Source organism: Streptomyces sp. NPDC007971 (assembly GCF_042958635.1).
In the GTDB taxonomy this organism is placed as follows: domain Bacteria; phylum Actinomycetota; class Actinomycetes; order Streptomycetales; family Streptomycetaceae; genus Streptomyces.
On record NZ_JBIBJK010000007.1, the window covers coordinates 94,579 to 109,430 of the forward strand.

General features: G+C 72.8%; 10 protein-coding genes. 8 read left to right on the forward strand and 2 right to left on the reverse strand.

Annotated elements, in window-relative coordinates:
* Positions 1 to 47: 47 nt before the first annotated feature.
* Entirely contained in the window at positions 48 to 1,607 is a 1,560-nt protein-coding gene (locus tag ACFZCP_RS16315; RefSeq protein WP_391427679.1) for an alpha/beta fold hydrolase, read from the reverse strand.
* 136 nt (positions 1,608 to 1,743) lie between these two features.
* Positions 1,744 to 2,808, reverse strand: coding sequence for an Rv2578c family radical SAM protein (locus ACFZCP_RS16320; RefSeq protein ID WP_391427680.1), 1,065 nt, complete (start codon positions 2,806 to 2,808; stop codon positions 1,744 to 1,746).
* 133 nt (positions 2,809 to 2,941) lie between these two features.
* Between ACFZCP_RS16320 and ACFZCP_RS16325 the strand changes: the two genes are divergently transcribed.
* The 8 genes from ACFZCP_RS16325 (at position 2,942) to ACFZCP_RS16360 (ending at position 14,740) form a co-directional block, all read left to right on the forward strand.
* Positions 2,942 to 3,385 (forward strand): SRPBCC family protein, encoded by a 444-nt coding sequence (locus ACFZCP_RS16325; RefSeq protein ID WP_362682990.1) that lies wholly within the window; start codon positions 2,942 to 2,944, stop codon positions 3,383 to 3,385.
* Between the two features lie 154 nt (positions 3,386 to 3,539).
* Positions 3,540 to 5,975 carry a DHA2 family efflux MFS transporter permease subunit gene (locus ACFZCP_RS16330; RefSeq protein WP_391427681.1) on the forward strand — a complete coding sequence of 812 codons (2,436 nt, stop codon included), beginning with the start codon at positions 3,540 to 3,542 and terminating at the stop codon, positions 5,973 to 5,975.
* A 153-nt stretch (positions 5,976 to 6,128) separates the two neighbouring features.
* Entirely contained in the window at positions 6,129 to 8,714 is a 2,586-nt protein-coding gene (locus tag ACFZCP_RS16335) for a SpoIIE family protein phosphatase (RefSeq protein ID WP_391427682.1), read from the forward strand.
* 144 nt (positions 8,715 to 8,858) lie between these two features.
* Positions 8,859 to 9,578: a methyltransferase domain-containing protein gene (locus ACFZCP_RS16340; protein ID WP_391427683.1), complete on the forward strand. Its 720-nt coding sequence runs from the start codon at positions 8,859 to 8,861 to the stop codon at positions 9,576 to 9,578.
* A 141-nt stretch (positions 9,579 to 9,719) separates the two neighbouring features.
* Positions 9,720 to 10,553, forward strand: coding sequence for a M55 family metallopeptidase (locus ACFZCP_RS16345; RefSeq protein WP_391427684.1), 834 nt, complete (start codon positions 9,720 to 9,722; stop codon positions 10,551 to 10,553).
* On the forward strand, positions 10,546 to 11,850 hold the full coding sequence (locus tag ACFZCP_RS16350; RefSeq protein WP_391427685.1) for a M20/M25/M40 family metallo-hydrolase: 1,305 nt from the start codon (positions 10,546 to 10,548) through the stop codon (positions 11,848 to 11,850). The genes ACFZCP_RS16345 and ACFZCP_RS16350 overlap by 8 nt, the downstream gene beginning before the upstream one ends.
* A gap of 14 nt (positions 11,851 to 11,864) precedes the next feature.
* A complete protein-coding gene (locus tag ACFZCP_RS16355) occupies positions 11,865 to 13,820 on the forward strand; it encodes a prolyl oligopeptidase family serine peptidase (protein WP_391427686.1) in 1,956 nt (651 codons plus the stop codon).
* On the forward strand, positions 13,817 to 14,740 hold the full coding sequence (locus ACFZCP_RS16360; RefSeq protein WP_391427687.1) for an LD-carboxypeptidase: 924 nt from the start codon (positions 13,817 to 13,819) through the stop codon (positions 14,738 to 14,740). The genes ACFZCP_RS16355 and ACFZCP_RS16360 overlap by 4 nt, the downstream gene beginning before the upstream one ends.
* Positions 14,741 to 14,852 lie beyond the last annotated feature (112 nt).

The following is a 14,852-nucleotide window of genomic DNA, read 5'->3' on the forward strand; positions in this document are numbered from 1 at the left end:
TGGTGGACCACGGGTGTGACAACGCCCCCGACGGGCCGGGGGGTTGGCTACCGGCGGAAGCCCAGCAGGCGGTGCAGGGTCGAGCCGCGCGACGACGTCGGGGCGGCCTTGGCCGACAGCGGCTTGGGGTCCGGGGACTTCTGGCAGACCGCGTCGGCCACGCCGCTGCCGTGCGGGACCGTCCCGTCGGTCAGATAGGCGGCCAGGTGCGCGTCCAGGCAGGCGTTGCCGCTCAGGGTGATGCCGTGGTTGCCGCCGCCCTGCTCGACCACCAGGCTGGAGCCGGTCAGCAGGCGGTGCGCCGCGACGCCGCCCGGGTACGGGGTCGCCGCGTCGTCGGTCGCCTGGAACAGCAGCGTCGGCGGCAGCTTGGCGTTGGCGATGCTCGGCGGCTTCTCCGTCTCGCCCGGCCAGAACGCGCAGGGCGCGTTGTACCAGGCGTTGTTCCAGGCCATGAAGGGCGCCTTCGCGTACACGGCCCAGGTGTCCTGCTCCCAGCGCTTCCAGTCGCGCGGCCAGGCGGCGTCACGACACTGCACGGCCGCGTACACGCTGTACCCGTTGTCGCCCGAGGCGTCCACGGCGGCGAGGTTCCGGTACGCCGTCTCCAGCGGCCCGGCGTCCTGGTCGTGGACATAGGCCGCGAACGCCTCGGCGAGGTAGGGCCAGTAGCCGTTGTAGTAGCCGCCGCGGATGAAGGTGTCCTCCAGCTCGGCGGCGCCCACCTCGCCGTTGGCCGGCTTCTTCGCGAGGGCCGCGCGCATCGCGTACCACCGGGCCTCCACCTTGGCGGGGTCCGTGCCGAGCCGGTACGTCGCGTCGTACCGGGCGATCCAGGCCATCAGGGCGCGGTGGCGGGCGTCGAAGGCGTAGTCCTGGCCGAGGTTGTCCTCGTACCAGATGCCCGTCGGGTTCACGATCGAGTCCAGCACCAGGCGGTGCACCCGCTCGGGGAAGAGCTTGGCGTACACCGCGCCGAGGTAGGTGCCGTAGGAGTAGCCGAAGTAGCTGATCTTCGGTGCGCCCAGGGCCTGGCGGACGGAGTCCATGTCACGGACGGCGTCGACGGTGCCGAGGTGGGGCAGCACGCTCGCGTACTTGGCGTTGCAGAGCGAGGCGAAGGAACGGGCGCGCTTCAGGCTCTCCTGCTCCATCGCGGTGGTGGCGGGCACGGTGTCGGCGCGCACCGGCTTGAAGCGGCCGGAGGAACAGTTCAGCGCCGGCGTGCTCCCGCCCACGCCGCGCGGGTCGAAGCCGATGACGTCGTACTGCGCCGCCACGTCCTTGGGCAGCGCGGAGGCGACGAATCCGGCGAGGGCCAGACCGCTGCCGCCGGGGCCGCCGGGGTTGACCAGCAGCGGCCCCTGGGAGGTCTTCGCGGTGTGCGGGACGCGGGACAGGGCGAGGCTGATCTGCGTGCCGGACGGGTGTGCGTGGTCCAGCGGCACTTTCAGGGACGCGCACTGGAGTGTCGGGGACTCGCGGGTGCCGCACGCCTTCCAGGCGAGCTTGTCCGGAGCGGCGGGGGCCGCCTGCGCGGGCACGGCCGAGACCGAGCCCGCCACCATGGCGGCGGCTGCGCACAGCACGGCTGCGCGTGTTCTCATGGGTCCTCCCGGGACGGAGGGTGACGCGAACCGCGCGGGTCACGGCTCTCGCCGGATCGTCCCGGGGACAGGGTCCGAAAGAACATACAATCTCAATTGTTGACCCAATTGGTCCGACAGATGCCCTCGTACGCCCTCACATGAGGGTGAGTTGGGTCGGTTCGGACGGGACGGGGAGGTCGGCGTCCTCCGCGGTCCGGGCCGGACGGATGCGCCGGGCCAGGCCCGCGCGGGTGGGTCCGATGCCGTACTCCTGGGCCAGTTCGTGCACCTGACGGGTGATCCGGCGCTGGTACCACCTCGGCGCGTAGGCGCCCTCCGCGTACAGCCGCTCGTAGCGGGGCACCAGATGCGGGTGGTGCCGGCCGAGCCAGCTCATGAACCACTCCCGGGCGCCCGGGCGCAGATGCAGTGTGAGGGGCGTGACCGAGGTGGCCCCGGCCGCCGCGATCGCGCGTACGGTCTCCCGCAGTTGGGCCGGGTGGTCGCTCAGGAACGGGACGACCGGCGCCATCAGCACCCCGCAGCCGATCCCGTGCTCGCCGAGAGTACGGACGACGTCCAGGCGGCGTTCCGGCGCGGGCGTGCCCGGCTCCACCGTGCGCCACAGCTCGGTGTCCGTGAAACCCACGGAGACCGAGATACCGACGTCGGTCACCTGTGCCGCCCGGATCAGCAGGTCCAGGTCGCGCAGGATCAGGGTGCCCTTGGTCAGGATCGAGAACGGGTTCGCGTGCTCGGTGAGGGCCGAGATGATGCCCGGCATCAGCCGGTAGCGGCCCTCGGCGCGCTGGTAGCAGTCGACGTTGGTGCCCATCGCCACGTGGTCGCCCTGCCACCGCCGTGAGGCCAGCTGGCGGCGCAGCACCTCGGGAGCGTTCACCTTCACCACGATCTGGGTGTCGAAGCCGATCCCGGTGTCGAGGTCCAGATAGCTGTGTGTCTTCCTGGCGAAACAGTAGACGCATGCGTGCGAGCAGCCCCGGTACGGGTTCACCGTCCATTCGAACGGCATGCGCGAGGCGCCCGGCACCCGGTTCAGGACCGAGCGGGCGCGCACCTCGTGGAAGGTGATCCCGCGGAACTCGGGCGTGTCGAAGGTACGGGTGGTGACGGCGTCCGCGCCGAACAGCGCGGCGTCGGCGGCCCGGCTGTGACCGTCGGACCCGCCCGGATCCACGGTGAGGTTCTCCCAGCGCATGACCCCTCCTCGGTAGCACTCGATCCAGAATAGAACATCTGTTCCCATGATCGTGCGACCCCGATTTGGGCGCCCGGGTCCCGGGGTGGTTGGCTTTCCCCAACCCCGAGAAACCAGGTCCTGGAGGAACGCAATGGCGCAGGTCGAGGCCAGTACGGAGCGGGTCGTCGCGGCGGACGCGGAGAAGGTGTTCGACGCCCTCGCCGACTACACCGGCACCCGGCAGCAGCTGCTGCCCGAGCACTTCAGCGAGTACGAGGTGCGCGAGGGCGGCGACGGCGAGGGCACCCTCGTCCACTGGAAGCTCCAGGCCACCAGCAAGCGCGTGCGCGACTGCCTCCTGGAGGTCAGCGAGCCCACCGACGGCGAGCTGGTCGAGAAGGACCGCAACTCCTCCATGGTCACCACCTGGCGCGTCACCCCCGCCGGGGAGGGCAGCTCCCGGGTCGTCGTCACCACCACCTGGAAGGGCGCCGGCGGCATCGGCGGCTTCTTCGAGAAGACCTTCGCGCCCAAGGGCCTCGGCCGGATCTACGACGCGATCCTCGCCAACCTCGCCGCCCACGTGGAGAAGTGACGGCAAACACCGGCCGGTGAGGGGGCGTTGCACCCCTCACCGGTTCGAGTGGATCTCCCTCCCGTTCGGGACCGTGCCGTAACTCGCCCCGGGCGCGCGCAGTTGTCGCCAGGCGCGGGAAATGTGCGCCAGGCGCGACGAGGGGAGCGGGTACGTGGGCGGGACGACTGTGGTGCGGCACGAGGCGGTCGTGGCACCGGCTCCGCTGGAGACCGCCGCCGAAGCGCCACCACCCGCCCCGGCCGCCGGTCTCGGCGCGCGCCGGGTGCGACTGGTCTTCGTCGGGCTGATGCTCGCGCTGCTGCTCGCCGCGCTCGACCAGATGATCGTCGCCACCGCCCTGCCGAAGATCGTCGGTGAGCTGCACGGCCTGGACAGGATGTCCTGGGCGATCACCGCCTACCTGCTCACCTCCACCATCGGCCTGCCCCTGTACGGCAAGGTCGGCGACCTCTACGGCCGCAAGGGCGTGTTCCAGTTCGCGATCGCGGTCTTCGTGGCCGGCTCCGCGCTCGCGGGGCGGGCACAGAGCATGGACCAGCTGATCGCCTTCCGGGCCGTCCAGGGCGTGGGCGCGGGCGGGCTCATGATCGGCGTGCAGGCGATCATCGGCGACATCGTGCCGCCCCGGCAGCGCGGCCGCTACATGGGCCTGATCGGCGCCGCCTTCGGCCTCGCCTCCGTCGCCGGGCCCCTGCTCGGCGGCTACTTCACCGACCACCTCTCCTGGCGCTGGTGCTTCTACGTCAACGTCCCCTTCGGTCTGCTCACGCTGGCCGTCGTCACCGTCGTCCTCAAACTGCCGAGGCCGCAGGTCCGCGGCCGCCTCGACGTCCTCGGCGCGCTGCTGCTCGCCGCCGCCTCCAGCTGCCTGGTGCTGATGACCAGCTGGGGCGGCACGACGTACGCCTGGGACTCCCGGCAGATCCTCGGTCTCGGTGCGGGCGCGCTGGCTGCCGCCGTGCTCTTCCTGGCCGCCGAGCGCTTCGCCGCCGAACCCCTCATCCCGCTCAGGCTGTTCAGGGACTCCGTCTTCAACGTCACCGGCCTGGTCGGCCTGGTGATCGGCGTCGCCCTGTTCGGCGCCGCCAGCTATCTGCCGACCTTCCTGCAGATGGTCGACGGGGCCAGTGCCACCGGGTCCGGCCTGCTGATGCTGCCCATGATGGCCGGCATCGTCGGCGCCTCGGTCGTCGGCGGGCAGCTCATCAGCCACACCGGCCGCTACAAGGTCTTCCCCGTCCTCGGCGGCGCCCTCGCCGCCGTCGGCATGTGGCTGCTGTCCCGGCTGGAGACCGACACGCCCCGGCTGCAGTACAGCATCTGGATGGCCGTGCTCGGCGCGGGCATCGGCCTGGTGATGCCCGTCCTGGTGCTCGCCGTGCAGAACTCCGTGCGCCCCGCCGACCTCGGCACCGCCACCAGCGCGAACAACTACTTCCGGCAGATCGGCGGCAGCGTCGGTGCCGCCGTCTTCGGCACCCTCTTCGCCGACCGGCTCACCGACGCCCTGCGCAGGGAACTTCCCGCGCGCACGGGTGCCCGGTTGCCCGACCCGCAGTCCCTCACCCCGCAGCTCGTCCACGCGCTGCCACCGGCCCTGCGCGACGCCTACATCCGCGCCTACGCCGACGCGATGCCCCGGATCTTCCTCTACCTCGTCCCGGTGCTCGCCCTCGGCCTGCTCATCGCCTTCTTCCTCAAGGAGAAACCGCTGGTGTCCCACAACGCCACCGAGACAGAGCCCGCCACCGTGAACGCGCCCATCCCACAGGCCCGCACCCAGCCCCCGGCCGGGGCGAGCCCCACCTCGTCCCGCTCGCCGTACGCCGCCGGTATCCCGGTGTGCGGCACGGTGCAGCACCACGACGGGACGGTGGTGCCCCGCGCGGCGCTCACCCTCATCGACGTCTCCGGCCGGCAGATCGGGCGGGGCGCGAGCGGTGAGGACGGGCGCTACGCGCTCTCCACGCCGGGTTCCGGGGCGTACGTGCTCATCGCCGCCGCGGGCGGCCACCAGCCCCAGGCCGTCACCGTGACCGTGGGCGAACGGCCCGTCGAACTGGACGTCGTCCTCGGCGGCGCCGGACGCCTCGCGGGCAGTGTGCTCACCGCCGACGGCAGCGCCGTACGGGACGCCATCGTCACCCTCACCAACGTGCACGGCGAGGTCGTCGCCACCACCCGCAGCGGCCGGGAGGGCGGCTACGTCATCACCGAACTCGTCGCCGGCGAGTACACCCTCGCCGCCGGCGCCCCGGCCTTCCGCCCCGCCGCGCTCCCGGTCACCGTCCAGGCCTCCCGCGAGACCCGGCAGGACATCGAACTCGCGGGCGGCGCCGTCCTGAAGGGCACCGTCCGGTCCGGCGGCGGCCGTCCCGTCGAGGACGCGCGCGTGACGCTTCTCGACGCGGCGGGCAACGTCGTCGACACCCTCACCACGGGCTCGGACGGAGCGTTCCGGTTCGTGGACCTCTCCTCCGGCGAGTACACCGTCATCGCCGCAGGTTACCCGCCGGTCGCAACGGTTCTGCAGGTCGCGAGCGGCGGCCGCACCGAACGTGACCTGCAACTGGGCCACGAGGACTGAGGGGGGCGCCCGCAGGGCGCTGAGCTGCGCGCCGGTGGGATCCGGTGAAACCAATTACAGGATTGCCACACATCGCGACCGGCCGCCGCCGTACCGTAGTGGCAGGCTTCACAGATCGTTTGCGAACAGCCATGGGGAGAGAGGGCCTGGGCCATGGACCGTGGCAGCGAGCGGGACACACCTCCCGGCCGCGGCGCAGGTGACGCCGTGGCGGGCCGGATTCCGCTGGCCGTGGTGGTCGTCGACCGTGACGGCCTGGTGTCCCACTGGAGCAGCGGCGCACGCCGGATGTTCGGGGTGGGGCGCGAGGACGCGGTCGGGCATCCGGCCGCGGACCTGCTGCCGGTCTCCGGCGCGCTCCCGGACGACCTCGGCGACGCGATGGCGGACGCCTACGGCTCCTACGGGGCGGACGACGCTCTCGGCCCCGACCTGGAGAGCTCCCTCGGCGGACGCACCGGCTACCCGACGGCGGGCCGCGCCCGCCTCGTCCCGCACAAAAACCCTTCGGACAAAGGCCTTTCGCGGCAGGACGCTGCGCACGACGACCTTCCGCGTGAAGACCTTCCGCAAGCGGACCTTCCGGACGAAGACCCTGCGCGCGCGGACCTTGCGTACGCGGACGTCCCGCACGAGGACGAGGCGCGGATCGACGTGCTGTGGTGGGCCTACCCGCTCATCGGCCCGGGTCCCTCCCGGCTGCTGGTGCTCGCCGCCGACGCCACCCGGCTGCGCGACGAGCGCGGCTACGACGACGAGACCGCCGAACGCATCTCGCCCGGCTTCGCCCGCCACACCGAACTGCCCGCTCCCGAGGACCTCGCCCGCCGGCTCCCCGAGATCCTGCCCAACATGGGCCCGGGGCTCAGCGGCCGCATCGTCTCCCAGGTCCTCGAACTCGGCTACCCCGTACTGGAGTTCAGCCAGTACGACCGCGTGCCCGTCACCCCGTACTGGGGCGTGCCGCGGCGCCCGGGGCGCATGCGCACCGAAGCCGTCGTCCCGCAGCAGCGCACGGCGGCGGCCGTGATCCCCGTCGGCGCCGAGCTGGACCTCGAGTACGCCGCCGTGCGCGAGCGCCTGGAGTTCCTCAACGAGGTCAGCTCCGGCATCGGCTCCTCGCTCGACCTCGGCGAGACCATCCGCGAGGTCACCAGCGCCGCCGTGCCCCGCTTCGCGGACTTCGCCGGTACCCACCTGCGCGCCGCCGTCCTGGCCGGCGAGGGCTTCCCGGACGGCCCGCCGGACGTCAGCACCGTGATGTTCCGGGTGTGGGTCGAGCACAACGACGAACCGGGCCGCTGGGACGACACCGTGCCGGTCGGGGAGTCCTTCGCCTTCCCCGAACACACCCCGTTCTACAAGTGCATGGTCACGGGCGAACCGGTGCTCATCCCGAGGGTGACCGAGGAACTGGGTGACCGCATCTCCGGCGAGTTCGAGAAGCGCGACCTCAGGCCGCTGATCAACGGGCGCTCCCTGCTGATCGTCCCGCTCAAGGCGCGCAACGTCGTCCTCGGCTTCGTGGTGCTGATGCGGCGCCCCGACCGCCCGGCCTTCGACGACATGGACCGCACCACCGGCGCCGAACTCGCCGCCCGTGCCGGGCTCGTGCTCGACAACGCCCGCATGTACACCTACCAGGAGAACGTCGCCGACACCCTGCAGGACAGCATGCTGCCGCAGGTGACCCCGCGGATGGCCGGCTGCGACGTGGCCACCCGCTATCTGCCCGGCACCCGGCTCGGACGGATCGGCGGCGACTGGTTCGACACCATCAAGCTGCCCGGCTCGCGCACCGCTCTCGTGGTCGGCGACGTCATGGGGCACGGACTCAACTCGGCCGCCATGATGGGCCAGTTGCGCACGGCCGTGCAGACCATGGCCGCCATGGAGACGCCACCGGCCCACCTCCTGCGCAACCTGGACGACCTGGCCCGCCGGCTCGGCGAGAACTACCTCGCCACCTGTCTGTACGCGGTCTACGACCCGATCCGCGGCGAACTCCACCTCGCCAACGCCGGACACATCCCGCCCGTCCTGGTGCGGGCCGAGGACGGCCGCAGCGAACTGCTCGACCTGCCGACCGGCGCACCCATAGGGGTCGGCGGCGTCGCCTTCGAGTCCACCGTCGTCCGCGTCTCGCCCGGCGACCGGCTCGTGCTGTGCACCGACGGCCTGGTCGAGGTCCGCGGCTGTGACATCGGAGAGGGGCTGGCCGCGCTCTGCGAGTCCGCCGCCCACCCCGCGGCCTCGATGGACGCCGCCTGCGACACCATCATCCGTGCCCTCAACACCCGGGGCGGCCGCAAGGACGACGTCGCCCTGCTGATGGCCCGGCTCAACGGCATCCCCGACGACCATGTCGCCGAGTGGCAGCTGGACACCGACCCGCGCGAGGTGGCACGGGCCCGCCGGCTGATCCGCGACCGGCTGCTGGACTGGGGTCTGCCGCAGGCCGTGGAGACGGCGCAGCTGCTGGTCAGCGAGGTCGTCACCAACGCCGTCCGGCACGGCGGCGGGGACCGGATCGGACTGCGGCTGGTGCGCACCGAGGCGCTGCTGTGCGAGGTCACGGACGACGAACCGGATCTGCCCGCCATGCTCGGTCCCGGGCCGTACGACGAGTCGGGCCGCGGCCTGCGTGTGGTCAGCCGTCTGGCCCGCGAGTGGGGCGCCACGGCCAGCGGACACCGCAAGACCGTCTGGTTCGAGCAGGCCCTCACCGCAGGGCGATGACCCGCGGAGGCGCGCGATCTGACTGCGCGCCACCCTGAGGGGTGGCCTGCGACCGTACATCCGGTGAAGGTGACCTCCGACCCCTTGCCCCGTGCGCGCCGGTCGCGATATCCCGATCACGGAACCGACCGTGGGGAGTGCGCGATGAACGTCTCGGACAACTACCGCAACAAGTGGGAGAGTTACTGGCGCGAGACCTCCGACGGGGCGGGCGAGGCGATCTGGGACTCCGATCCCTCCCTCACCGCCGAGCCGCACAGCGCGCTGTTCCTGCCGTACGCGGACACCGCACGCACCATCGTCGACCTCGGCTGCGGCAACGGCACACAGACCCGCTACCTCGCCACCCGGTTCGAGCGCGCCGTCGGCGTCGACCTCTCCCACGCCGCGGTCGAGCACGCCCGCCGGGCAGGCAGCGGCGGAGACGTCGAGTTCCAGCAGCTCGACCTCACCGACACCGAGGCCGTACGGGCCCTGCACGAGCGGTTCGGCGACAGCCACGTGTACATGCGGGCCGTGATCCACCAGAGCGAACCGGACGCCCGCGCCGCGGTGGCCTGCGCCGTCGCCGGCATCATCGGCACCGAGGGACGCGCGTTCGTGGTCGAACTCACCTCCGGCTCGCGCGACGTCCTCAAACGCGCGGCGGGCGACCCGGCCGGCCCCCCGCCCAAGCTGCGCCGGGTCTTCCACCACAACCTCAAGCCCGCCGACGCCGACGACGAGGAGATCCCGCGCCTGCTCGGCGAGGCCGGCCTGAAGGTGCTCGCCGACGGCGACACCACCCTGCCGCAGACCGAGTACTTCGCGGACGGAACCCGCATCGACCTGCCGGCGCGCTGGTTCGTCCTCGCCGGGAAGTGAGCCGGTCCGCCGGCCGACCGCCGCACTCCTGGTCCGTCCGCCGGCCCGATCGCGCTCCGCGGGCGGGCCGGCGGACGGACGGCGAAGCGGGCGGCGTCCGGTCGTGGCCTGTCCGGGCCCGGACGCGTAACGTGACGCAGCATGAAGATCCTCATCAGTGCGGACATGGAGGGCGCCACCGGCGTCACCTGGCCGGCCGACGTGCTGCCGGGGACGCCGCAGTGGGAGCGCTGCCGGTCGATGTTCACCTCGGACGTCAACGCCGCGGTCGAGGGCTTCTTCGACGGCGGCGCCGATGAGGTGCTCGTCAACGAGGCCCACTGGACCATGCGCAACCTGCTCCTGGAGCGGCTCGACGAGCGGGCCGAGATGCTCACCGGCCGGCACAAGGCGCTGTCCATGGTGGAGGGCGTCCAGCACGGCGACGTGGACGGCATCGCGTTCGTCGGCTACCACGCCGGCGCCGGCATGGAGGGCGTCCTCGCGCACACCTACCTCGCGAACCAGATCACCGGGGTGTGGGTGAACGACGTCCGCGCGAGCGAGGGCCTGCTCAACGCCCACGTCGTGGCCGAGTACGGCGTTCCCGTCGTGCTCGTCACCGGCGACGACGTGGCCTGCGAGGACGCCCTCGGGTACGCGCCCGGGGCGTTGAAGGTCGCGGTCAAGGACCATGTGTCGCGCTACGCCGCCGTGTGCCGCACCCCCGCCCGCACCGCCGCCGGCATCCGCGCCGCGGCCAAGGAGGCCGCGCAGCTGGCGGTCCGGCACGAGCCCGTGCACGGCGGCCCGTTCACCGTCGCCGTCGAGGTCGACGCCGAGCACCTGGCGATGGCCGCGACCGTCGTGCCCGGAGTCTCCCGCATCGGCGAGCGGAAGGTGGCCTACACCAGCGACACCATGTACGACGGGATCCGGACCTTCAAGGCGGTCACCACGATCGTCTCGGCCGCGGTGGAGGAGCAGTATGGCTGACGAACCGGCACTGGACGAGGTGGTCGGGTTCACCTCCGATCTGATCCGGATCGACACCACCAACCGGGGCGGCGGCGACTGCCGGGAACGGCCCGCCGCCGAGTACGCGGCCGAACGGCTCGCGGGGGCGGGGCTGGAGCCGGTGCTGCTGGAGCGGACGCCCGGGCGGACCAACGTCGTCGCCCGCATCGAGGGCACCGACCCCTCCGCCGCCGCGCTGCTCGTGCACGGCCACCTCGACGTGGTGCCGGCCGAGGCCGCCGACTGGAGCGTGCACCCGTTCTCGGGCGAGATCCGCGACGGCGTGGTGTGGGGGCGGGGCGCCGTCGACATGAAGAACATGGACGCGATGATCCTGGCGGTCGTGCGGGACTGGGCCCGGCGGGGCGTCCGGCCCCGCCGTGACCTCGTCATCGCGTTCACCGCCGACGAGGAGGCCAGCGCCGAGGACGGCTCCGGGTTCCTCGCCGACCGGCATCCGGAGCTGTTCGAGGGCTGCACGGAGGGCATCAGCGAATGCGGTGCCTTCACCTTCCACGACGGCGCCGGACGGCAGATCTACCCCATCGCCGCGGGAGAGCGCGGCACCGGCTGGCTGAAGCTCACCGCACGCGGCCGGGCCGGGCACGGCTCCAAGGTCCACAAGGACAACGCGGTGACCCGGCTCGCCGCCGCCGTCGCGCGCATCGGCGCCTACGAGTGGCCCCTCAGGCTCACCCCGACCGTACGGGCCGCCCTCGGCGCGCTCGCCGCCGTCTACGGCGTCGAAGCCGACTTCAGGGATCCGGAGCGCCTGCTGGAGAAGCTCGGACCGGCCGCCCAACTGGTCGAGTCGACCCTGCGCAACAGCGCCAACCCGACCATGCTGGAAGCCGGTTACAAGGTCAACGTCATTCCGGGCGAGGCCGTCGCGTTCGTGGACGGGCGCTATCTCGCGGGCGGCGAGGAGGAGTTCCGCGCCACCCTCGACCGGCTCACCGGGCCGGACGTGGACTGGGAGTTCCACCACCGCGAGGTCGCTCTGGAGGCGCCCGTCCAGTCACCGGCCTTCGCCGCGATGCGGGCCGCCGTCGAGGAGTTCGCGCCGGAGGGGCACGTCGTGCCGTACTGCATGTCCGGCGGCACCGACGCCAAGCAGTTCTCGCGGCTCGGCATCACCGGCTACGGCTTCGCGCCGCTGAAGCTCCCCGAGGGCTTCGATTACCAGGCGCTGTTCCACGGCGTCGACGAGCGCGTGCCCGTCGAGGCGCTGCACTTCGGTGTCCGGGTCCTCGACCGCTTCCTGCGGACGGCCTAGGAGAAGGGGAAGCGATGCTGAGGTCGGCGTACGGCTCCTGGCCCTCGCCCATCGACGCGGCGCTGGCCGCCGCGCACGACGGGATGCCGGAGTGGGTGGGGTTCGTGGGGGACGAGGTCTGGTGGACCGAGCCCCGGCCCGCGGAGGGCGGGCGCCGGGCGCTGGTGCGGCGCGCGGCGGACGGCGGCGAGGAGACGGTGCTGCCCGCACCGTGGAACGTGCGCAGCAGGGTCGTCGAGTACGGCGGCCGGCCCTGGTGCGGGGCGGAGGCGGACGGCCGTCCGCTGGTCGTGTTCGTGCACTTCGCCGACCAGCGGCTGTACCGGTACGAGCCCGGCGGCGAGCCGTGTCCGCTGACCCCCCTGTCGCCGGTGGGCGGCGGGCTGCGCTGGGCGGACCCGCAGGTGGACCTCGCCCGCGGTGAAGTGTGGTGCGTCCTGGAGGAGTTCACCGGGGAGGGTCCCGGCGACGTCCGGCGCGTCCTGGCGGCCGTACCGCTGGACGGCTCGGCCGCCGGCGACCGGGCCGCCGTACGCGAACTCACCGACGACCGGCACCGGTTCGTCACCGGGCCCCGCATCTCGCCCGACGGCCGCCGGGCCGCCTGGCTCGCCTGGGACCATCCGCGGATGCCGTGGGACGGCACGGAACTGCTGGTCGGCGACATCGGTGACGACGGTCTCCTGCACCTGGTCACGACGGCCGCGGGCGGCCCGCGGGAGGCCGTCGCGCAGGCGGAGTGGTCCGCGGACGGCCGTCTGCTGTACGCGAGCGACCGCAGCGGCTGGTGGAACCTGTACCGGGACGGCACCCCGCTGTGCCCGCGCGAGGAGGAGTTCGCCGGGCCGCTGTGGAAGCTGGGCCTGCGCTGGTTCGCACCGCTGGCGAGCGGGCTGATCGCGGTCGTGCACGGCCGCGGGTCGGCCGTCCTCGGGATACTGGATCCGGAGTCCGGCGAGGTCGTCGACGCCGCCGGGCCGTGGACCGAGTTCGCGCCCGCCCTCGCCGCACACGGTTCACGGGTCGTCGCGGTCGGCGCCGGCCCCCGGACCGCGTACGAGGTGGTCGAGCTGGACACCCGGAGCGGGCGCGCCCGGGCGATCGGCGCCCGTCACCGGGATCCCGTCGACCCGGCGTACTACCCCGAGCCGCAGATCCGCACCTTCACCGGCCCCGCCGGACGCGAGGTCCACGCCCACGTCTACCCGCCGCACCACCCCGGCCGTGCCGCCTGCGACGGCGAACTGCCGCCCTACGTCATCTGGGCGCACGGCGGCCCCACCAGCCGGGTGCCGCTCGTGCTGGACCTGACGATCGCCTACTTCACCTCGCGCGGCATCGGCGTCGCCGAGGTGAACTACGGTGGCTCCACCGGGTACGGCCGCGCCTACCGCGAGCGGCTGCGCGAGCAGTGGGGCGTGGTCGACGTCGAGGACTGCGCGGCCGTCGCGCTCGCCCTCGCCGAGGAGGGCACCGCCGACCGCGGCCGGCTCGCGATCCGCGGCGGCAGCGCGGGCGGCTGGACCACCGCCGCGTCGCTGACCACCACCGACGTCTACGCCTGCGGCACCATCAGCTATCCCGTCCTGGACCTCGCCACCTGGGGGCCGGGGGAGACCCACGACTTCGAATCGCGCTACCTGGAGTCGCTGATCGGCCCGCTCGCCGAGGTGCCGGCCCGGTACGCCGAGCGCTCGCCCAGCGCGCACGCGGACCGGCTCGACGCGCCCTTCCTGCTGCTCCAGGGCCTGGACGATGTGATCTGCCCGCCCTCCCAGTGCGCACGCTTCCTCACCGGCGCCCGGGAGCGGGGCGTGCCGCACGCCTACCTCGCCTTCGAGGGCGAGGGGCACGGGTTCAGGCGGGCCGAGACACTGGTCCGCGCCCTGGAGGCGGAACTGTCCCTGTACGCCCAGGTGTTCGGGATCGACCCGGCGCCCGCCGTCCCGGAACTGGAGCTGGACACGTGAAGGAACTCGTGCGGCCCACCCGGCTGGCCCCCGGCGCCCGGGTGGCCGTCGTCGCGCCCAGCGGGCCGGTGCCCGAGGAACGGCTGCAGGCCGGGCTCGACGTGCTGCGCGGCTGGGACCTCGACCCCGTGGTCGCACCGCACGTACTGGACCGGCACGCGGAGTTCGGCTACCTGGCGGGGGCGGACGCCGACCGGGCCGCCGACCTCCAGAGCGCCTGGTGCGACCCGGCGGTGGACGCGGTGCTGTGCGCCCGCGGCGGCTACGGCGCGCAGCGGATGACCGACCTGCTCGACTGGGAGGCGATGCGCGCGGCCGGGCCGAAGGTCTTCGTCGGCTTCAGCGACATCACCGTCCTGCACGAGGCCTTCGCCACCCGCCTGGGACTGGCCACCCTGCACGGGCCGGTGGCGGCCGGTGTCGACTTCATCAAGAACGAACGGGCGCAGGAGCACCTGCGGGCCACACTCCTCGCCCCGGAGACCGTGCGCACCCTCACCTCCGGCGGCAGGGCGCTCGTCCCCGGGCGGGCCCGCGGCGTCACCCTGGGCGGCTGTCTGTGCCTGCTCGCCGCGGAACGCGGCACCCCGCACGCCCGGCCCTCGGCGCGCGGCGGACTGCTGTGCCTGGAGGACGTGGGCGAGGAGACGTACCGGCTGGACCGCTACCTCACCCAGCTCCTGCGTGCGGGCTGGCTGGAGGGCGTGCGCGGGGTGCTGCTCGGCTCCTGGGAGAAGTGTGATTCCTACGACCGGGTGCGTCTCCTGCTCGCCGACCGTCTCGGGGCGCTCGGTGTCCCCGTCGTCGAGGAGTTCGGATTCGGCCATGGTGAGGGAGCGCTGACCGTGCCCTTCGGTGTGGTGGCCGAACTCGACGCGGATGCGGGCACGTTGACCCTCGACGAACCGGCCCTGCGCTGAGCCGTGCTGCTGAATCCCTGTCAAGAATCCCCCTGTACGGCGATTGACCATGATCTGACACGTGTCACACCATGATGACCGGCCGCTACCTACCGGCGGGTATGGCGTTGCC